This window comes from Paenibacillus amylolyticus, from assembly GCF_047302515.1.
GTDB classification, from domain to species: Bacteria; Bacillota; Bacilli; order Paenibacillales; family Paenibacillaceae; genus Paenibacillus; species Paenibacillus amylolyticus_G.
This window is the reverse complement of the sequence record NZ_CP168019.1, coordinates 4,786,749-4,807,459: the sequence shown is the minus strand read 5'-3', so window position 1 is coordinate 4,807,459 and position 20,711 is coordinate 4,786,749. Positions and strand designations below refer to the sequence as shown.

Genomic DNA, 20,711 nt, shown 5'->3' with positions numbered 1-20,711 from the left:
TATCACAGTAATGATCTCAAGGGAGGAAGAGTAGATGACTACATCCACAGGGACTGTGCAAGAAGAAGGACGTTTATATGACGAGTTACGGAGAGCACTGGAAGAAGTGGAAGAAGGAGAACAGCGGCAAAAGGTTTTAAATCGGATGATCAGACAGCTCAGGTTCGCCAAGTGGCGCAAAGATCGGATGCGCAGGGTCGATGCATACTGCCAAAGGATCAAGCCCGCGACACTTTGGATCATCCTAGCCACAGGTGCACTTACGCCGGTCTTGTTGTTTAGCATGTTCATCTGGGTATCGTTGTGGGTGGAATGAAGAGGTGATGCAGAGAATAGGGGAGAAGCCGGAGCGATGTTAGTCTAGAGGCAGTGACGAGTGTGAAGAGTTATATAAATGCGTCGCTGCCTGAAAAAATTATAAACTATAATTCAACTTCACATGCAAATTGCTATAATTGTTCTGGTAACAACGCTCTATACTTCATGAGATGTGAAGATTTATTGCCTGAGACTGCAGTAATTGTCTATATCTGCTCACACGTAAATAGTCAGATAGGAAGCAATCTTCCCACCTAACTATTGTTGCTTCGTTCATACAATTGTATCTTGCGTAAGTAGCTAATACTGATTAGTGTAAATCAGTATTAGTCTTGTTCAAAGTTTGAATTTTCTCTTGGATATACTGGTGGTAATCGTGGAAGCTGCTGATGTGATGCAAAGAATCGGAATTCTCGGACTGGATCTTAATTTTACCGTCCTGAGGCAATTTTTTCATCTCAGCAATGACGGATTTGGAACCTTGGATATCGCCGGACATGTCCTGGATTCGCTGTAATAATGCTGGATGTCCTTCATGCTGGAGCATTTCGGCGAGCGGTCGCATTTCCTCCAACTTTTGGCTCGATCGTTCAAGCGTGGTCATCACTTTGTCTCCATCTGTGCTTGCACTAAGCGAAACCATCCGGTGGATATGATCTTTCTCCATACGCTCAAGCGCCTCAAGATGGGAAGCTTCCAGTCGTTTGGGATCGCTCCAGCTCTCAGATCGGAAGGTGTCATTCTGTTGCTGGGATGCATTATTCGCAGTGCCATTGCCACAGCCCCATAACAGAGTTGAGCAGGTTAACACGGCTCCAACGGCGATGATACTTTTTAACCTCATACTGTCACTCCTTCGATAATTTTCCTGAAGGTAGTATGAGCTATAATATCCAAAATCATGCTTCTTCTCTTCATTTCATTCTCAGTATGTAATTGAATAACCTTTTAAAATCGAGAGTACATATCTTCGCAAATTTTTGTAGCCTGTATTTTCACGTGAAATTGCAACGGTAAGTAGCGAGGTGAAAAATAATGAATCTTTATACTAATAACATCTGGCGCTGGACCATCAATCTTCTGTATCCTGCCATTATCTTTGTCTTCCAGAGCTGGGGACCAATATTGGATTCCTGGATGGGTCCCATTTTGTTTGTCGCGCTGTTCTGCTTTCTATGGAGCGATGTAAAAGACATGTTCCTCTCAACGGGACTGACATGGTTTATTGCCATCCCGTGTTGGTGGTATTGGATTGAACGTCCGAAACCATCGTTCGGTGCAGAACATTTTGTCGCACATCTATGGTTAATTGTACTTATGTATATTGTCTTTGTGCTCATTCCTCAGACCTTAATCCTGACTACTCGGTTGCGGGTAATGCATTATTATAAGAAGTAAAAGTTAGTTGAGAGTAGGCGGCCGTTGGCCGTTTTTTTAAATAAAATGAACGCATGGGAGAGAGTTCGATTGTTGAGCAAAGATATAAAGTAAAGGAGAACGAAAAGATACATCTTTCCTTACTGGATCATGCAGTTGCCATTGTTATGGATCGCTGCATGGATGCTGGTAGATTACTTCGGGGCAGCACTATCTGACATACCATTTCTACAATAATTTATTGTTTATAAAGATTCAATTTTAAGGAGAGGTTAATCTATGCCCAAGACAAGCAACCGTCAACGGGTAGCGTACGTGTTGTTCTTTGTATTGGTCGCTCTGTTTTTGATACGCTCTTGTGGTCCGCAGGACATCGACACAATCTTAAGCGAAGAAGGTATTCCCCCAGAACAGGTGAAGCTAGTTACAACTATTGAACCGCGAACACAATTGGTATTATATAAAGATCTCACTACGAATAACCTGACTCCTGCTTTGATCCAGCAAAAGATGTGGTTCTCCGAACTGGCCAGAATAGGCGGTGGTCTGCAGGATAATCCGGTCGAGCCGCTTTCTTCTCATATATCAGGATACGAGGAGTCTAAAGGCAAAATGATCTATATTATATACGGGTATCTCCACGATGCTGACATTACCCAGGTGCATATTCGCTACGAATCCAATCTGGCAACTTCTCGGTTGGAAGCGGAAATCGTGGAATCATCTTCCGATCAATCCAGCGGCAGGTTGTGGTATGCGGTAATCCAGCAGCCGATTCACGAGATGATATGGGACATAAAAGGATTGAACGACGAAGGTCACATCATATACTCATCTCTCGATAGTGAGGATTAGGAAGCAGGCTGGCTTATGGAATGGAAACTTCGCAGTCACAGATCCCCATGACCCGAACTGCAAACGAACTACATCCATCTACACAAACACCCCTTATCCGGTTCAAGACGGACAAGGGGTGTTTCACATTCTGGCTATACTTTCCGTTTATATTTACCTGTATACGGAATAGTGAGATGGATTTTCAGATCCTTAATCGAGTCTTCCGTAAGCATCATCTTGCTGCCATTGTTGGATAACTTACGCCAGAGTTTCGGATTTTTGCGATACAGCTTCTCCTGAAGACCGTAAATATCCACACCACGCTCAAGGCCGTGACGATAGGTCTGCATGATCTGCTCACGCAACTTCACTTCACTAATCTGGATCATCTCTTCATACGAGGTGGGCACCAGGTATTCGTACAGGGCGGTGAGGTATTGGGCGTCAATGTTGAACGTAACGTCTTCACCCTGAATGACAGGTTTAATTTTGATTTTTGGCAATCCTACACTGAGTGCCCCATAGATCGTTCCATCCTTTTGCACAAGCAAGGGAGCACGCCGCATGTCTTTGATTAGCCAGTGATAACCGGGAAGCTGACTGCGTGGAAAGTATTCAAAGTCAAAGCCAGTCTTCTCGAAAAAGGCCCCTTCCACCAGGAACAAATCATGTTTCTTCTCATTCTCAACCCACTGGGTATCATTCAATGCAATACTCGGCAGATACGTTGTTGTAGCGGGATCATTATGTGTTGCAATGAGCTTAAAGCTGAGCACGGGCGGATACAACGATTCTTCCATATAAGTGGGGAGCGGGTTGTGAAGAATGCTGTCCAGTGGAGACATATTATAGATAGACGTTGCACTTAGGATTTTCTCCAGAGGCTCTCGTGTTCCATACACCCAGGTTGTATAACGGGATTCTGGAAATCGTCCCAGCATGTCGAACACTTCTTTGATGTGTTTGCTGGTCAGCACACCTTCGGCCATTACGATGGCTGTCACATGCCCCCAAGCCATGTGTAATTGAGCCGTACGGAACAGTTCGTTCAGCGCCAGACTCATGGTTTTCCCTTCGGCATGTCCGACCCATACAGGCGGTGTATCTGCACTTTTGGTTGAACTTTCACTTTTGGCGACACTGGCAAAATCCAGCGTTTGTACATACAGGTGATACATGCCGTCCTTATAATCAATCCCAAAGGCTTTGGCGTAGTCTACCTGTTGAATCTCAAAGGCACTCCAGCATCCGCTTGTCATCACGCACATCGATAGGCTTAACAGACCTAGCATATATCGCCGCAACAAACGCTTCATCGTTCATTCCCTTTCTTGCGGGGCTCCTGGGTCTCGAGATAGACGGGTCTTCGTTTACCTAACCCCTTTGGCAGTTTGAATAATGAAGCTATTGCTTGTTTGAAATGAAGGGGTGTTAACGGCGTGAGATATGGAATGCCAAATGATTTGAGATCGGTCAGGTAGATGAGGAACAGAATCAACGACAGGATGAACCCATAGATCCCGAGGGATGCCCCCAGGACAAAACAAAGGAACCGCAGGATCAGCACAGAGCTGGTCATGACCTGATTTACAATGGTTGCTCCAGCTACGACGGTAACTGCGATGATGACAATCATGAGGGGAGAGACCATGCCGGCTCGAATGGCAGAATCTCCGATAATCAGACCTCCAACGACAGTTAATGTCTGGCCGATGGCACTTGGCAAACGTACCCCTGCCTCACGGAACAGCTCCATCAGCAGCATAATGAGAAACATCTCCATTCCCGATTCCATCGGAAGTCCCATGCGTCCAACCGAGATCGTCGCGACTAAAGGAAAGGGGATCTGATCCATATGAAATGAGGTCAGCGCAATATAAAAGCCGGGTAGGAACACGGTGATCATCAGGCCAAGAAAGCGCAGCATCCGCCCTACGTTGACAGCTAAGAAGGGAAAGCTGGCATCTTCCGGTGATTTGAGCAAAAGAAACAGATTGACTGGCCCAATAATGGCGCTGGGATTGCCGTCTACAATGAGGATAAAACGTCCGTTCAGGAGACATTCTGCAGCAAAGTCAGGCCTGCCCGTATAATGGGTGACGGGAAACAAAGTAATCTTCGAAGGTGACAGCAATTCTTCCAGTTCATTGGCGGTCAAGATTCGTTCGGTCTCAATCTTACGTAACCGATCCTGAACGTCTTCGATCAGCTCCGGATTAGCGATATTCTTGATATACATCAATGCCACCTTGGTTGCAGAACGTGAACCGATCAGTTCGATATTACAGGCAAGTTGGTTTGTACGCAGACGGGTGCGTATCAAGGCAACATTGACGGCAAGGGGTTCAATGAACCCATCTCTTGCCCCGCGGATCGAAACTTCGGTGGTCGATTCCTCCGGTGTCCGAGTAGGGAGGTTAGATATATCAATACTCCACATGGTTTGTAGGGAAGGAATACAGATCAACATATGGCCTTCAAAAACACGGAGAGACATCAGTTCAGTTCCAAATGCCGGATCTTGCAGATCCATTCGGGTCCAATCTAGGCTGATGCACTTTTCAATGTCGGATGTAAGGATAAAGTGTGTATCTTCATATGTTCGTTTGAGTTCCGGGAGAATAATATCGTAGATTGCTTCACTATCTACCATACCGCTGCAATAGGTCATAAGGAGTTGCATCGGAGGTTCTCCGAACATATGACTATTGATGATGACATCATCAGATCCGGCAAAAAAGGTATTCAAGTTGTGCTCGTTCATTCGGAACGGTTCAACTTCACGATTATTCTTGGGTTGGGTTGAGATCGGCACGTTTGGGAGCCTCCTTGTCCTTTTTGTGAATTAATGCAGCAATGGTTAATATCACGGTAACGATTGAGACATAGGCCAGCATGACGGGGAACTGAATATGATCCACGTAATAGTCCACGTAATCAATACGCCACCATTGCATCGCCATAAAGCTCATGATGACGGTAATGGTGAGAATTGCGATATATCGTTTCTTCGGTCTGCGGAAATTTAGCAGATCCACGATGAGATACATGGATATGGCGACCCTTGCAAAGGAACCACTGAGCCACTGATAGATGGACAGAAAATCAACGTGCTGCAATAGTTTTCCAATATTCACAAGTTTCCATTGCTCATAAGGACTGTTACGTTGTTTGGCTGCTTCTTCGGGACCAAATTCGACGATGGCTCCGATCGTGGGACCGATCGCCATACTGAGCATAAATACGCCGAGGATCAGAACATGCCACCAACGAATTTTGCCTTTGACTTCATGTTGGAACAACATAAGAATCCAGATTTCCATAAGCCCTGCAAGAGAGTAGATCATGCCCCGCCACACGGGACCCATGCCGTTCTCCATAATCGGGAACAATAGACTGTAGTCTTTGTATTTCATATTGGCGGACATTACAAAATAACCAAGCAAAATGACAAAGGGCAGCAGCAGGCTGGAAGTCATCGCAATGGAGCGTATCCCTTTAGCCGCTGCCCACGCGGCAACCAATGCTCCGCCACCGGCCAGAACATAGGGAGGTGTGAATTGAAGATACGTGGATACGGTCCAGTTGGTTGTCTCATACAACGTATGTGTGCCAAGCGTGAACAGCAGAATGGAAGCGGAGATCCGGAAGATCCAGGAAGGGACCGCCCCGAATTCTCGCGTAATCCAATCTGTTAATCGCTGTCCACGTACTCGCCGAATGATGATATACATCATACATAGAAACAACATGAAAAAAGGGCCAGCCGCTACGACAGACAACCATCCATCCCTGCCTGCTGCTTCGAGAATTCCTGGAATGGACAAGACATGGCAGACCAGCCCGGCACTTAATAAAATGATGGAAAAGGACAACCAGATGGTTATTTGACCTTTTTCACGACTCATGGGAATCCTCCTTTCCAATGAAGGAAGTTTACGTTAGGTTGTACAGCATATGGGAAGTTGATTCCTTTTTCAGATTTTTTCACAGAAAGCGGCAAACGAGATGGACGAGCCAGACAGAAAGCTTTAACATACAGATATAGCAATGTCGAAGACAAGCACTGAGCGAAGCATAGAGAAATAGGGAGGAAACCTGCGATGACAAATACAACGAAGGCACCTGGAGAGACAAAAGTTGGCTTTATTGGTACAGGCGTGATGGGTAAAAGCATGGCTGGGCACATCCAGCAAGCGGGATATCCGCTGCATGTGTACACGCGAACTGCTGCCAAAGCGGAAGCATTGGTGAAGGAAGGTGCCGTATGGCATGACACACCAGGCAAACTGGCTGCCACGTGTGATGTCATCATCACAATGGTGGGGTATCCGAAAGATGTAGAGGAGATTTATCTCGGTGAGGATGGTCTCGTAGCCAATGCCAAACCGGGTTCATATCTGATTGATATGACGACCTCGAGTCCGTTACTGGCTGCACGAATCTTTGAAGCTGCGGAAGCCAAAGGACTGCATGCACTGGACGCGCCTGTGTCGGGCGGTGATATCGGAGCGCAGAACGCGAAGCTGTCCATTATGGTTGGTGGTAGTTCGGAGGCGTTCGAAGCCGTGCGTCCGCTGTTTGAGCAGATGGGCACCAACATTGTACTGCAAGGCAAGGCGGGAGCCGGACAGCATACCAAAATGTGCAACCAGATTGCCATTGCCTCTGGCATGATGGGTGTATGCGAAGCACTCGCTTATGCCAAGACGTCGGGTCTGGACGCGGAGACCGTGCTGAAGAGCATTGCTACCGGTGCAGCCGGAAGCTGGTCACTCAGCAATCTCGGTCCGCGCATGATCGCAGGCGATTATGAGCCTGGATTCTATGTGAAACATTTTATCAAAGACATGGGAATTGCACTGGAGTCTGCAAAAGCGATGGGCATGAAAACGCCTGGGTTGGCCCTGGCCGAATCTCTGTATCAGGAAATAGCGAATAATGGGCTGGAAGAGAAGGGTACTCAGGTGCTCTACACCTATTATCTTCAGGCTTAACAACCAAGAGAACAGCAGCGTATTCTTTTTCTATTCAGGAAAGGGTTGCGCTGTTTTTTTTCAATTTTGCGGTTTGTTTATGCGTCTAAAGTCACGGAATTGGTTAAATGTTCATATGTGCTTTGCGTATTGGAGAGATTTTGATCGTTTTCCCTTTATTTTTACCCCGCTTTATCCGACATAAGTAATAGAAGTTTACATAATGAATGTGTCAAAGGATGTTATTCCTCCTGTAATGGTCACCCGTAACCCACACTATAATAGAACGGAGCTTGCCCATGTTCAAGAAAATCCTGTCTCTGTTCAAGACACAACCAGAGCTTGCGAACCAGATTACAGCCTCCGCTTCAGCGTTACCATCAACGACAACCATTCCCCCGCGTATGGTCCGTAGTAAGCGCAAGAAAAAGGCGGAAGGGGATTGGACACGCCAGCCGGAGGAGCCTAGTACAGCAGATCAGCTGATAGGTCTTCCAAGTCAATATAAAGTGCTGAACGACCTGCTCGTTACCAATCCGAAGTCACGCTCCGGTTATTCGCAGATTGATCATGTCGTAATCGGTCCGCGGGCAATCTTTGTAATCGAAACCCGAAATCTGACGACAGGTGAGATCCGCGGCGGACGAAGAGAGGCCAATTGGTCGGTCAGCAGCAGCCGGGTCAAAATGTACAATCCACTTATGCAGCATCGTGCACATGTGGAAGCCATCCATGCACACCTCGGAGACTACAAAAGAGTACGTCTCGTCTCGATGGTGACTTTCACCAACCGTTGCCGCATCAGTGTTGATCCTGCTGTGAGGTATGTGAATTCGGATGAACTGATCATCTACGATCATGAATTGGTGGAAACGATTCAGCGGAAGACAGAACGACTTGAGACAGAGGTTCCCGAAACCGTATTTCAAGAGAAAGATATTCAGGCGATCTACGCTCTGTTATCATCGGTCAATTCCACCGATCCTCAGATTCGGTCAGAGCATATGGAGAAGGCCAAAGGGATCAAATAATTACGCTTCACGAACACTGGTGTCCATACGGATGGCAGTGTTTTTGTGTTGGTCTGAGAGTTAATGTGCGAGTAGTAAAAGGCTTTAGACACAGGTATATCGTCGTATACAACCGATTTTTAACTTGTGATAGAATGTAGACCATGTCCAATTGTGTGAATCAAGCATGTTATATGAAAGGATATTTTTGTAAGTGGGTGTTCAAGTCTTGGAGTAGAGGTTAATGGTTCTCAGGAATATACATACGATAGGGGAAGATTATACGATGAAATGGAATTACACGATAAAGACGTTCACGGTCATGTTCGGTTTGGCAGCGATTTTGACAGCTTGTGGTGGCGGAGCTAAAGAGACATCGTCATCGCCGGAGTCTGCTTCCGGTACAGAAGTTGCTTCATCAGAAACAAGCAGCTCGAATGCTGCTGTAACAGAAACCGCAGCAACCGGTTCGAATGAGAGTGAGCAGACAGGTTCAACTACAGAAGAATCTTCTTCAACGGACGACGGCAAGATTGGAAAAGACTCCACATTGGAAGAGTTGAAGCAGCAGTATGCGGATAAACTCGGTTATATCCGTATTCCTCTGAATGATCATCCAGTGCGTCGGGTCAGTGAGGCGGGTTCCAAAAACATTAATGTCGCCAACTACAGTGATGCCGTTGTGGACATGAATGCAGAGGTTCCAATTCATTCCGATTCGCAGCGGTTAATTGATGATGCCTTTCCTTTTTTCACAACCGTACAAGCACCTGATGAATCTTATATAACTTGGGAAGAAGCAACCAATCTGGAGCGTGCCATGGTGAAAACACTGTTTATCGCTCGTGAAGGTCTGCTTATTACCGAAGATGCGATGAAAAATAAGGATTATAGCAGTACATCGTTCCAGGATTCCAAGGATTTCTTCAGGGTCACAGCGAAATTTGAATCCATGGCACCTGTTGCACAGCATCCGCGTGACATTACGTTGAGTACGCTATACGACAAAGCCCGCACGTCGTGGGGCAAGCTTGCTGCAATGGACCCGGAGCAGGATGAAAAGGCGTTTGCCGAGATGTACAAGACGACGAGAACCGATGCCAATAATGCCATGGGGTTGCTTAATGTTCTGTTGTCTACGAATGAGGAAGAACGGATCAAAGAGATTTACGGGGAATAAAAATACCGTGATCCAGAGTTAATCTGGATCATCCCGGTAACATGTCTGGATGACATGCCTTCAAACTCTGACTACCGATTGAAGCGGGGTCAGGGTTTTTCTGGTTTTTTCCAATAGGTGTATGATATGTTTTTAGGAGTAAGACATGTACGGAATATAGGTGAGGTGTGTGAAAGATGTGGTGGATGAACTTTTGTAAACGCTTTAAATTTAAAACGAAGCTAATCTTGTTTTTATCTACCGCAACGGTCTTAATCTCCGGAATCACAGGGTTGATCACCTATCGCATCCATATCGACCTGTTCAATGAAGAGGTCAGTCGCCAGTATAGTCTTACCGCAGAGCAGATTCTTGCACGTCTGGATTCCAGGGTACACGACATGTATAAAGTCACCGATTATATCACACTGAATCCCTCCGTAAAAAATGCCATCAAAGCACAGACCTCTGGCATCTCGTCCTATGATCAGATGAAGCTGGAAGATGAACTGGATGATCAGTTGTATCAGGTAAGGCTGGATGCACCGGAGATCATGGGGCTCCGCATATATGACCTGAAGGAAAACATATTTAATCTCGGCGCCTTTGCTGGCTCATTTCAACAGATGGATCCTTCCTATCTGGCAGAGATGGTTCATAGACTGGAAGGAACGGGCGGCGAATATGGTTGGAATCGTTTGGGGCCGGATGCCTTCTTGCAGGAGGAACAATCCAATTGGATTCTGGCGGGACGAATAATGCGGTCTGTTGATCTGGAGACCTATGGCGTCATGCTAATTCTGTTTAACACCTCGTTGTTCGAATCGTATCTCAAAGATCTGCGACTGAATGAGGAAGTTGCTGTCTATTTGTTTGACGCAGATGGTGAGCTTCTATATGCCTTTCATAATCAGGATGCGGATCCACCACCACTTACCGAGCTAAGCCTAGGGGCGACGGAGATCAGGGACGAGCAGGGAACAACCCAATTGTATACGAAGCAAACGTCAGACAAAGCGGGCTTCACCCTGGTCAGCAAGGTCTCACTCGCTCAGATTCAGAACAAGGGAAAGATCATTGTAAAAGTTGCTGTGTTCTCTGCGGTAGCCAGCATATTATGCTCCTGGTTCATCATTACCGTAATTAGCGGCAGACTGTTGCGTCCACTTGCGAGTCTAGTCAACGCAATGAAAAGAGTCCGTGATGGACAGTTCGATACACGGGTAAGGATTGAAACCCGGGATGAGCTCGGCTTCATCGGTGAACGATTCAACGCGATGGCGTCCCGGATTGATACGCTTATACATGAAGTGTACGAGCGGGAACTCAGTGAAAAAGAAGCTGAACTCAAAGCTATTCAGGCCCAACTGAATCCCCATTTTCTGTATAACACGCTGAGCATGTTTTTCTGGAAGTTCTATATGCTTGGTGATGAGAAATCGGCTCGCCTGGTCACTGCCTTGTCCGAGATGCTGCAGTATACGCTGGAACCCGTGCAGCAGCTGACGACCGTGCAGGATGAGATGAAGCAAATAGATCACTACCTGCAGATTCAGCAGGCCCGGTATCAGGAAGCCTTGTCGATTGAAATTGCCGTTCCTGCTGAATTGCTTCGCTGTCAGGTGATCCGACTGTTGCTTCAGCCCATCGTGGAGAATGTTTTTGTTCATGCCTTCTCGGACAAAAGGAACAACCGCCATCTGGAGATTCGTGGCTCGCGGCAAAACGGGCATGAAGGAGAGCCGGATCTGCTCATCATTGAAATTTCAGATAACGGCTGCGGCATGCACGCATCGGTCATTGAACGCATTATGACGCCAGTGGCACATGCAGATGAGGATCGTCAGCACATTGGCATGCGGAGTGTACTTCGAAGAATTGAGTTGATTCACGGTGAACCCTATGGTGTACAGATCGAGTCGACTGTGGGAGAGGGTACGCTAGTACGTCTTCGTTTGCCTTATCAGATCGGTGAGGACTCATGCCGGGAAATTCAGGTGACTGAGAGGAGTAGGCTCTGTTGAATGGACGTATGCTCGTAGTGGATGATGAAGCATTATTTCGTCAGGGTCTGATTCATCTGGTTCGCAATAACCCCCTCGGGTGGGAGGTTGTTGGGGAAGCGGCCGATGGAGAAGAAGCGATACAGGCTGTACACAGCTGCACACCCGATTTGATCATCACGGATATCAACATGCCTGTGATGGATGGCCTAGATTTGGCCGAACGCATACACGAGAGTGGACTGGACATTATGATTATCATTTTGACAGGTTATCGTGAGTTCGAATATGCACAGCGTGCCATCCGGTATGGGGCAATTGAATTTTTGTTAAAGCCGTTCTCGCTCGATGAAGCATGTCAGGTGTTACAAAAGGCACATGAACGATATCGTCGGAAACAGTCTGACATTCGGATCAGGGAACAATACAGCCAGGTGGACCGTACCGAGAGACTGCGAGAGGAACTGACTTCACTGGTGCTCCATCATCAATTCGGAGCGATAATGAATCGGATCGAGATATTGCTGGAAGAAGTGTCCGGGATGAGCTTGTCGGAAGGCAAAGCAGAGATTCATATGCTTATGAAGGTCATGACGGACTTGCTGGTACAACAGCTCCAGCCTCAGGAATCCGGTGGGATGGACCCCACTGCCCCAGATCCACTACTTTGGATTCATACCATTCCTGAAGTCATCGCTTGGGCGAGATGCAAGAGCGAAGAGTGGGTGGATATGCTGATGCGGCTAACTCAGGAACAGCAGGATCATGTCGTTACACGAGTTATACAGTATATTGAAATGAACTATTCCAGCACATGCACGTTGCATGCCGTGGCTGCCCATGTTCATGTGACACCCAACTACTTGAGCCATTTGTTCAAAAAAGAGACAGGACAAGGCTTCAGCCAATATGTCAGCAAGCGTCGAATTGATAAGGCGAAGCTGCTGCTGCACAGCACTCGGCAGAGCATGGCAGATATCGCGGAACTGACCGGGTTCGATAACTCCAGTTATTTTACAACCGTATTCAAACAGATGACGGGGGTATCGCCCCGCGAATATCGCAAGCAAGTAGCCAAGTAAAGTGCCCGGTAGCAATCCTCCTTGAACTGCTGCAGGGTCACAATTAAAGAGAAGCCTCCTCTTAATATCTGTTCGTTTCCAAGGTCAACCCCACCATGTGGGGTTATTTTTGCGTAGAAAATTATAAAAGGATCGTTAAATAACAAATGTTTACGCTTACATTTTTATCTAAAATACAACTATAGTACATCAACAGCAGAGAGGAGTGATGGATGTGAAGGGGGAACTGACCGCAGGTCCACCGTCTGGATTACAACCACCGGACAGTGAAATGAAGCATCGGATTCGGCAGCAGCGGCTTCGACGATTCAAGATGAATATTCCGTTAATCTTGATGTTTGTTCCGGTGATTATGTTCTACCTTACCTTTCGTTATGCACCCATCGGAGGGCTGGTCATGGCCTTTAAGGATTACAACTTCTATGACGGGCTATGGAACAGTCCATGGGTGGGCTTTCAGCATTTTCAGACGCTATTCAGCGATCCGCGCACGGTGGAGATTATTCGCAACACCTTGTTCCTCAGTCTCTTAAGCATCATTATCGGGTTTCCCATTCCGATCATTCTGGCCATTATGCTGAATGAAGTGCGAAACATGGCCTTTAAGCGAACGGTGCAGACGGTGGTCTATATGCCACACTTCTTTTCCTGGGTCATCATTGCGATGATGATCATGACGGTTTTCTCTTTGGAAAATGGGATCGTCAACCGCTGGGTCGAGGCCTGGACGGGAGCACCTTATCCGTTCATGTACAACAAGGGTTCGTGGGTAGCGGTGTTTGTTGGCTCAGGGATCTGGAAGGACATGGGCTTTAATGCCATCATTTTTCTGGCGGCACTAACGACCATTGATCCGAGTCAATACGAGGCTGCACAGATGGATGGGGCCAGCAAAATGCGCCAGATCTGGCATGTCACCCTTCCGGGTATACGCTCCACCATTATTCTCCTGCTGATTCTGTCGATGGGGCGGGTGATGGAGGTCGGATTCGACCAGGTGTATATGCTTCAGAATTCCAATGTCAATGAGATAGCAGATGTAATCAGTACCTATATCTACCGCACCGGTCTTCAGGGAGCACAGTTCAGCCTGACAACGGCGATGGGATTGTTCGAATCACTGGTTGCATTTATCCTCATTTTCAGTGCAAATTATATCGCGCGTCGATTCAACGAAGGTTTGTGGTAGGGAGGGAGAACAGCATGAGAAAAACCAAAGGAGAAAAAGTCTTTTATCTAATCAATTATGTATTGTTGTCATTGGTTGCCGTCAGCTGTATCCTGCCCTTACTGAACATTGTTGCCTTGTCATTTAGTGATGCGAGAGCGGTTGTTTCAGGTCAAGTGGGGTTATGGCCCGTCGATTTCACCTGGTTCTCCTATCACAGCCTAATTACGGGAACGCCGATTCTGAATGCATTTTGGAACAGTGTGGAGATCACATTGATCGGTACAGGGCTCAGCATGGCGGTGACGATTATGGCGGCATATCCGCTGTCACGTAGACATTTTTATCACCGGCGCTTCTTTACGATGGCGATGGTGTTCACGATGATTTTTAACGGTGGACTCATCCCGACTTATTTGGTCGTGCAAAATCTCGGTCTTGTGAACAGTTACGGCGCGCTTTGGCTACCGGGCCTGGTGAGCACGTACAACATGCTGATTATGCGATCATATTTTGAAAATCTGCCGGGGGAAGTGGACGAGGCTGCGCGCATCGATGGTTGTGGTGAACTGGGGCTTTTGTTCCGAATCGTGTTGCCATTATCCAAACCTCTGCTGGCGACTATTGCTCTTTTTTACGGCGTGGGTTACTGGAATTCGTTCATGAGTGTGATGATTTATATCAATGATACGTCCAAATACAACATGACCGTGCTTGTCCAAAATATGATTATGTCCAATCTGAATGTACAGGATTTTACCGATCCAACGATGATATCGAATCTGACCCCGGAAGGCATCCGGGCAGCAGCTGTCATTGTGATGGTCATACCCATTTTGGCAGTGTATCCGTTCTTGCAGAAGTACTTCGTTAAAGGGGTCATGCTTGGATCAATTAAAGGTTAAAGCAGGCTGTGGGTTAACCCGCATGGGTTCATATTACAGGAGAGAAAGAGGGTCTTATCTATGGCGTTAACGATGAAGGCATGGATGAAGTCGGGTCTCGTTCTGGGCTTGATCGGTGGTTTGCTGGCGGGATGTACAGGAGGTAACGGTAGCGAACAGGCGGAAGGCGAAGGCAGCAGGGGGAACATTACGTCAACGATCTATGATCGGGGCGCGGTCCCAAGCGGCATGGGTACGATCGAAGATAATATGTGGTCCAAGTGGATTAACGAGAATGGCCCGGCAAATGTAAAATATACAGCAGTTCCCCGCTGGGAATCTCAGTCGAAACTTAACGTATTATTCGCTTCCGGCAGTGCACCGGATATCATTTTTGAATTCGGTACGCCGATCCGTAACACACTGTTTAATCAGAAACAGCTGATGCCGTTGGATGAGTTGATCGAGAACTCGAGTGTGGAATACAAAGCCTTGATGGAGAAATATCCCCAGCTCAAGAAGGCCGGTATCAAAAGCGATGGTAAGCTCTATGAAGTGGGACGTATGAACGAGGTGTTTCCACTAACGAGCTTTTTCATTCGGGAAGATTGGCTGGAAAAGTTGAATCTGGAGGTACCGACCAATGAGGAAGAGATGTTGGCGGTAGCCAAGGCCTTCACGGAGAATGATCCCGATGGAAACGGAGCTAAGGATACATACGGCATCGGTGGATTTCAGTTCGGCGATACAGCGGGTCTGTTTCGCTATATGTACAACGCCAACTGGGTGAATGTGGAGGACGGGGAGATGGTGGTTGGTCCCAACAATATGAAGGAAGCCACGGCATTCAAACGTGCATTATATGAAGCAGGTGTGGTCGATAAGGACTTATTGACCGACAAGGACGGGGCCAAGGCGAAACAGGATTTCCTAAATGGCAAAATCGGTATGTACGCGGCCATGACTTCGGATTATACCGGGTTTGCAGCGAAGGAGCTGGATACGCTGATGCAGAATGTTCCTGAGGCCAAATTAAAGGTCATCGCTCTGCCAACCACGTCCGTAGGACAGCACACGATGGTGTGGAATAACCCGGTTCAGATGACTGCAGCTGTGAATGCACGAGCCAAAAATCCGGAAGCAGTTATGCAATATATCGATTTTCTGACCAAAATAGAGTCAGGCCGAACCTTCAAAAATGGATTTGAAAACACGCATTATACGTTGAACGATCAAGGCTGTCCGCGTATCTCGGATCAGGAGAAATACAAGCAGGAGATCAGCTGGGCAGGCGATTACGCCATGTTGTACAGCCGTCTGGAGGAAGGCAAATGCGGGTACACAGAAATGCTGTTCAGCGAAGAGATCCCGTCGCAGAAGGAAGGACTTCGACTATTCAAGGAAGCGCGTGAGGTATACATGACGGATCTTCCGGTAGGAGAGGGTGTTACCCATTCAGAACATATGCCGCAGCTACCCAAGGAGCTTCAGGTGAAGTTGACCAATGTGACAACAGCGATCAACGATATTTTTACCCGTTCCATCATTGGCGGAAGCAAATATACAGTCGAACAGGCTGCAACGGAAGCACAGCAGAAGTGGGAGCAAGGCGGGGGCCCGGAGATTGAAGCATGGTACAAAGACTGGTGGAGCAAGGAAAAGGATAATGTACTAGTCTGGGACGACTTCTATGAAATCTATGAACAACAACAGGCTGATTTTGAAAAAGCAGAGTGAATTCATGGATTCAAATCATTCATAAAATTTATAATTTTGGTGTTGGTAGAAATAAGCGCTCTGATCCCCTGATCAGAGCCTTTTTAGGTTTGGGCTTCAAATAGGGGAATATTTGACTGAAAAATGAAGTGAATAGAAAGTTCTCGCATCTCGCTTGAAACTATATCCAGAACGATGCGTATCATAAGGTATTAATTGTTTTTTAATGTAGAATATTGCCGTATTTCAGAGTATAGTTAAGGAATAATTTAACTTATATTCAATGATGATGTAGGGATGAAAATTACTGAAAACCATGGAAAAGTGGAAAGAACACCATGTATGAAACTATTGGAGGTTGAGTATGAGTTCATTTAAAGGCTGGTTAAATTCAACAAAACAAGGACTTGAAGAGCAAGTCAAAAAGTTTAAAAATAAAGATTTTATGGATGCCGTGGTTGCAGGTTGTGCACTGGTTGCTTTTGCAGATGGTTCCATTGACGAAGCGGAAAAGAACAAGATGGCCGGTTATATCAACCTGAGTCAGGAATTGAAAGTATTTGATATGGCTGAAGTGATTACACGCTTTAATCATTATGTCGCGAACTTTGAGTTCTCTCCAGAGATCGGGAAGCAGGAAGCGCTGAAAGCTATTGGTAAATTCAAAGCCAAGCCGGATGTAGGACGCGTTATTGTGGGCGTATGCAGTGCGATTGGTTCAGCTGACGGCAACTTTGATGATCAGGAGAAAAGAGTCGTTGCCGAGATATGCATCGTACTTGGACTGAACCCAAGTGAATTCAATCTCTAAGTAGCTATTTTACATATGAAGGGAGGTGAAAATCAGTGGCAAGCATTAATTTGGTCAAAGGACAGAAGATTGATTTAACCAAAGGCAATGCAGGACTTACTGAGGTGATTGCTGGTCTCGGTTGGGACCCGGTAACTGCCAAAGGTTTCTTCGGAAGAAAAAAACAAGCGGATGTCGATTGTGATGCATCGGCGATCATGTTGAATGAGGAAGGCAAGTTGGTCAAGGACTCCAACCTGGTTTGCTTCCACAACAAGCAAAGTGCATGTCGTTCGGTTATCCATTCAGGTGACAATCTAACAGGACAGGGAGACGGTGACGACGAACAGATCAAAATGGATCTGTCCCGTATTCCTGCTGATGTTCATAAAGTATTAATCGTTGTTAATATCTATGACTGTGTCAATCGCAAGCAAGATTTTGGCATGATTGAGAAGGCTTATATTCGTATTCTGGATGGTAAAAATTCCAGTGAGCTCGTGAAGTTCAATCTATCCGAAAACTACACAGGTTCAACAGCGTTGATCTGTGGTGAATTGTATCGTCATGGAGGCGAATGGAAATTCTCGGCAATTGGAGAGGGTTCCCATGCGGTACATATCAATGAACTCGCTCGCAGGTACTCCTAAGTACAAGATTTAACCTAAATCGACAATAATCCTGATATTCATATGTCACGATAACTACAATACACTTAAATAAGCGAGGATGATCATACGATGGCAATTAATCTCTCTAAAGGTCAAAAAATCGATCTGACTAAAACGAACCCAGGTTTGACAAAAATCACAGTAGGCTTGGGATGGGATACCAATAAGTATGATGGTGGAAAAGACTTTGACCTGGATGTATCGGTATTCTGTGCCAATGCAAACGGTAAAGTAGAAGGCGAGAAAAACTTCATCTTCTTCAACAATCCACAAAATGAAAATGGTTCTGTTGTTCACACCGGTGACAACCGTACAGGAGATGGCGATGGTGATGATGAGCAGATCAATATCGACCTGCCTAACGTACCCGCAAATGTAGAGAAAATTGCATTCTCTATTACAATCTACGAAGCTACAGAACGTAGCCAGAACTTCGGACAAGTCTCCCGTGCTTATGTGCGAATTGTCAACGAAGCAAACAACGAAGAACTGATTCGTTTCGACCTGGGAGAAGACTTCTCCATCGAAACAGGTGTAGTTGTTGGTGAATTGTATCGTCATAACGGCGAGTGGAAATTCAGTGCCATCGGTAGTGGTTACCAGGATGGATTGGTTGGATTGACACGCGACTACGGTTTGCAATAGGACGTACAGTACGACTTACAGGATGGGAAGAACCGTCTCCTGGACGGTTCTCCTTTTCATTTAATCACATATTTTGGAAAGGTGGAAAAACAAATGACGATCAGTCTTGCCAAAGGACAACGTATTGACCTGACTAAGACGAATCCGGGCCTTACCCGTGTGGTGGTTGGTTTGGGTTGGGATACAAACAAATATAGTGGTGGAGTCGACTTTGACCTGGATGCCTCGGCTTTTTTGTTGTACGAAGATGGAAAAGCCAAAGGTACGGATGACTTTGTTTTTTACAACAATCCAAGCGGCGGTGCGGGTTCAGTGACACATACCGGTGACAATCGTACGGGTGAGGGTGACGGCGATGATGAGCAAGTTGTCGTTGACTTCAGCAAAATCCCTGCGCACATTCACCGGATCGGTATTACGGTAACCATCTATGATGGAGATGGACGAGGGCAGAATTTTGGACAAGTCTCCAATGCTTTTGTTCGTGTTGTAGATGCTGCAAGTGATCGGGAAGTGCTTCGTTTCGACCTCGGAGAGGACTATTCCACAGAAACAGCTGTAGTATTCTGTGAGTTTTACCGTGCAGGTGCGGACTGGAAATTCCAGGCGGTAGGCAGCGGCTTCACAGGTGGACTATCTGCTTTATGCAAAAATTACGGACTGGATGCACAATAACATAACTTGGCATAGAAAGGTGATTCTGCTATGGCGATTTCTGTCGTGAAAGGCCAGAAGAGTGATCTGACCAAAACCAATCCGGGCTTGTCCCGTCTAACGGTAGGCATTGGTTGGGAGGCAGCCTCGGGTGTGGAGCTGGACACATCAGCATTCCTTCTGGGTTCAGACAATAAAGTGGCTGGAGATGAGGATTTTATCTTTTATAATCAGCCCTCTACCTCGTTCATCACGTATATGGATGGTGGACAGGTTGGTGGCGAGAAGAAACAATTCGCCATTGATCTTGGCAAAATCCCTGCCCGAATTGAGAAAATCGCCTTCAGCCTGACGATTCATGACGGTGAAGCACGACGCCATCATTTTGGACAGGTTCAGCATGGTTTTCTACGGTTTGCCAATGCAGCTACAGGTCAGGAAGTGATGAGATATGATCTGGGAAGCGGTTTTACAGTGGAGACCGCGATTGTCATTGGTGAATTGTATCGTCATAACGGAGAATGGAAGTTCAATGCGATAGGATCGGGTTTTGCAGGCGGATTGAATGCACTCTGCGCTAACTTTGGTGTGGATGTGGATGGTGGATCGGACCCTGCACCAACGACTTCAACCGTTCCTCCGACAGCTGTACCGACTCCACCACCCCCGGTGCCCGCACCAGAACCGACGCCTTCTCCTGTGAATTCGATCAATTTCAGCAAAATTGAATTGAAGAAGAAGGGCGACACCATTAACCTCAAGAAAAATGCGGGTGGACTTGGTGAAATCCTGATTAACCTCAACTGGAATCAACAGGGTAGCAAAGGGTTATTTGGTCGTAGCAAGAGTGTGGATCTGGACTTGGGTTGCCTGTTCGAGATGAAGGATGGTACACGAGATGTGATTCAGGCATTGGGACAGACGTTTGGTTCACTGAATCGTTTCCCTTATATTGCACTGGATGGGGATGACCGGACGGGATCGGTTAAGACGGGAGAGAATCTGCGGATTAATGGTGCCCGTATCTCGGAAATTGAGCGCATCTTGGTATTCACCTATATTTATGGTGGTGTGGCCAACTGGTCTCAAGTAGACGGTGTGGTAACCATTCAGCAGAAGGATGGTCCCGATATCATTGTTCGAATGAATGAATACGGGAGCCCGCTTGGCATGTGTGGCATCGCGATGTTACGCAATGTGAACAATGAGACATTCAGTATTGAACGAATCGTGCAGTTCTATAATGGGCATCAGGCGTTGGACGAGGCTCATGATTGGGGAATGCAGTGGGTTGCGGGAAGAAAGTAATCATTCGTATTTATTCAATCCCTCCAGATTAAGGAGGGATTGGTTTTTATGCCCCGACAGCTGGAATCAACTATTGCAGATTGGCTATTGCCAAAGGTGCGAGGAGGAGACAA

General features: G+C 46.6%; 20 protein-coding genes. 16 read left to right on the top strand and 4 right to left on the bottom strand.

Annotated elements, in window-relative coordinates; all coding sequences use genetic code 11:
- The first annotated feature begins 34 nt into the window (after positions 1-34).
- Positions 35-316, top strand: coding sequence for a hypothetical protein (locus tag ACDJ59_RS20985; RefSeq protein WP_413405464.1), 282 nt, complete (start codon positions 35-37; stop codon positions 314-316).
- Positions 317-628: 312 nt separating this feature from the next.
- Here ACDJ59_RS20985 and ACDJ59_RS20980 read toward each other — a convergent pair whose 3' ends face one another.
- Complete coding sequence (locus ACDJ59_RS20980) at positions 629-1,162, bottom strand: hypothetical protein (RefSeq protein ID WP_413405462.1); 534 nt, start codon at positions 1,160-1,162, stop codon at positions 629-631.
- A gap of 191 nt (positions 1,163-1,353) precedes the next feature.
- On the opposite strand from ACDJ59_RS20980, the gene ACDJ59_RS20975 reads away from it, so the two are divergent.
- Together ACDJ59_RS20975 and ACDJ59_RS20970 are read left to right on the top strand one after the other, a co-directional pair.
- Positions 1,354-1,716 carry a hypothetical protein gene (locus tag ACDJ59_RS20975; RefSeq protein WP_413405460.1) on the top strand — a complete coding sequence of 121 codons (363 nt, stop codon included), beginning with the start codon at positions 1,354-1,356 and terminating at the stop codon, positions 1,714-1,716.
- 258 nt (positions 1,717-1,974) lie between these two features.
- The gene (locus ACDJ59_RS20970) at positions 1,975-2,550 is read left to right on the top strand and encodes a hypothetical protein (RefSeq protein ID WP_413405458.1); all 576 of its coding nucleotides are present in this window, start codon (positions 1,975-1,977) and stop codon (positions 2,548-2,550) included.
- Between the two features lie 134 nt (positions 2,551-2,684).
- Here the strand turns inward: ACDJ59_RS20970 and ACDJ59_RS20965 are convergent, their stop codons facing one another.
- From ACDJ59_RS20965 to ACDJ59_RS20955, 3 genes are read right to left on the bottom strand one after another with little or no spacing between them, the layout of a single operon-like run.
- Positions 2,685-3,848 carry a Ger(x)C family spore germination protein gene (locus ACDJ59_RS20965; protein WP_413405456.1) on the bottom strand — a complete coding sequence of 388 codons (1,164 nt, stop codon included), beginning with the start codon at positions 3,846-3,848 and terminating at the stop codon, positions 2,685-2,687.
- A complete protein-coding gene (locus ACDJ59_RS20960) occupies positions 3,845-5,347 on the bottom strand; it encodes a spore germination protein (protein ID WP_413405454.1) in 1,503 nt (500 codons plus the stop codon). The genes ACDJ59_RS20965 and ACDJ59_RS20960 overlap by 4 nt, the downstream gene beginning before the upstream one ends.
- Positions 5,319-6,440 (bottom strand): GerAB/ArcD/ProY family transporter, encoded by a 1,122-nt coding sequence (locus ACDJ59_RS20955; RefSeq protein WP_076253397.1) that lies wholly within the window; start codon positions 6,438-6,440, stop codon positions 5,319-5,321. Before ACDJ59_RS20955 ends, ACDJ59_RS20960 begins: the two co-directional genes overlap by 29 nt.
- 195 nt (positions 6,441-6,635) lie before the next feature.
- On the opposite strand from ACDJ59_RS20955, the gene ACDJ59_RS20950 reads away from it, so the two are divergent.
- The 13 genes from ACDJ59_RS20950 (at position 6,636) to ACDJ59_RS20890 (ending at position 20,598) form a co-directional block, all read left to right on the top strand.
- Complete coding sequence (locus ACDJ59_RS20950) at positions 6,636-7,529, top strand: NAD(P)-dependent oxidoreductase (RefSeq protein WP_091015816.1); 894 nt, start codon at positions 6,636-6,638, stop codon at positions 7,527-7,529.
- Between the two features lie 278 nt (positions 7,530-7,807).
- A complete protein-coding gene (locus tag ACDJ59_RS20945; RefSeq protein ID WP_017690394.1) occupies positions 7,808-8,539 on the top strand; it encodes a nuclease-related domain-containing protein in 732 nt (243 codons plus the stop codon).
- Positions 8,540-8,804: 265 nt separating this feature from the next.
- A complete protein-coding gene (locus ACDJ59_RS20940) occupies positions 8,805-9,698 on the top strand; it encodes a hypothetical protein (RefSeq protein WP_413405451.1) in 894 nt (297 codons plus the stop codon).
- Positions 9,699-9,970: 272 nt separating this feature from the next.
- Positions 9,971-11,701, top strand: coding sequence for a cache domain-containing sensor histidine kinase (locus ACDJ59_RS20935; RefSeq protein ID WP_413405449.1), 1,731 nt, complete (start codon positions 9,971-9,973; stop codon positions 11,699-11,701).
- Positions 11,698-12,762 carry a response regulator transcription factor gene (locus ACDJ59_RS20930; protein WP_413405447.1) on the top strand — a complete coding sequence of 355 codons (1,065 nt, stop codon included), beginning with the start codon at positions 11,698-11,700 and terminating at the stop codon, positions 12,760-12,762. The genes ACDJ59_RS20935 and ACDJ59_RS20930 overlap by 4 nt, the downstream gene beginning before the upstream one ends.
- A gap of 271 nt (positions 12,763-13,033) precedes the next feature.
- A complete protein-coding gene (locus ACDJ59_RS20925; protein ID WP_047844113.1) occupies positions 13,034-13,951 on the top strand; it encodes an ABC transporter permease in 918 nt (305 codons plus the stop codon).
- 14 nt (positions 13,952-13,965) lie between these two features.
- Entirely contained in the window at positions 13,966-14,835 is an 870-nt protein-coding gene (locus ACDJ59_RS20920; RefSeq protein ID WP_036606256.1) for a carbohydrate ABC transporter permease, read from the top strand.
- 60 nt (positions 14,836-14,895) lie between these two features.
- Positions 14,896-16,551: an extracellular solute-binding protein gene (locus tag ACDJ59_RS20915; RefSeq protein ID WP_413405444.1), complete on the top strand. Its 1,656-nt coding sequence runs from the start codon at positions 14,896-14,898 to the stop codon at positions 16,549-16,551.
- Between the two features lie 343 nt (positions 16,552-16,894).
- Positions 16,895-17,341 carry a tellurite resistance TerB family protein gene (locus tag ACDJ59_RS20910; RefSeq protein WP_221818917.1) on the top strand — a complete coding sequence of 149 codons (447 nt, stop codon included), beginning with the start codon at positions 16,895-16,897 and terminating at the stop codon, positions 17,339-17,341.
- 35 nt (positions 17,342-17,376) lie between these two features.
- A complete protein-coding gene (locus ACDJ59_RS20905; RefSeq protein WP_413405442.1) occupies positions 17,377-17,970 on the top strand; it encodes a TerD family protein in 594 nt (197 codons plus the stop codon).
- 90 nt (positions 17,971-18,060) lie between these two features.
- On the top strand, positions 18,061-18,636 hold the full coding sequence (locus ACDJ59_RS20900) for a TerD family protein (RefSeq protein WP_091015801.1): 576 nt from the start codon (positions 18,061-18,063) through the stop codon (positions 18,634-18,636).
- A 93-nt stretch (positions 18,637-18,729) separates the two neighbouring features.
- Entirely contained in the window at positions 18,730-19,311 is a 582-nt protein-coding gene (locus tag ACDJ59_RS20895) for a TerD family protein (RefSeq protein ID WP_036606267.1), read from the top strand.
- A 30-nt stretch (positions 19,312-19,341) separates the two neighbouring features.
- A complete protein-coding gene (locus ACDJ59_RS20890; protein WP_315373247.1) occupies positions 19,342-20,598 on the top strand; it encodes a TerD family protein in 1,257 nt (418 codons plus the stop codon).
- The last annotated feature ends 113 nt before the right edge of the window (positions 20,599-20,711 follow it).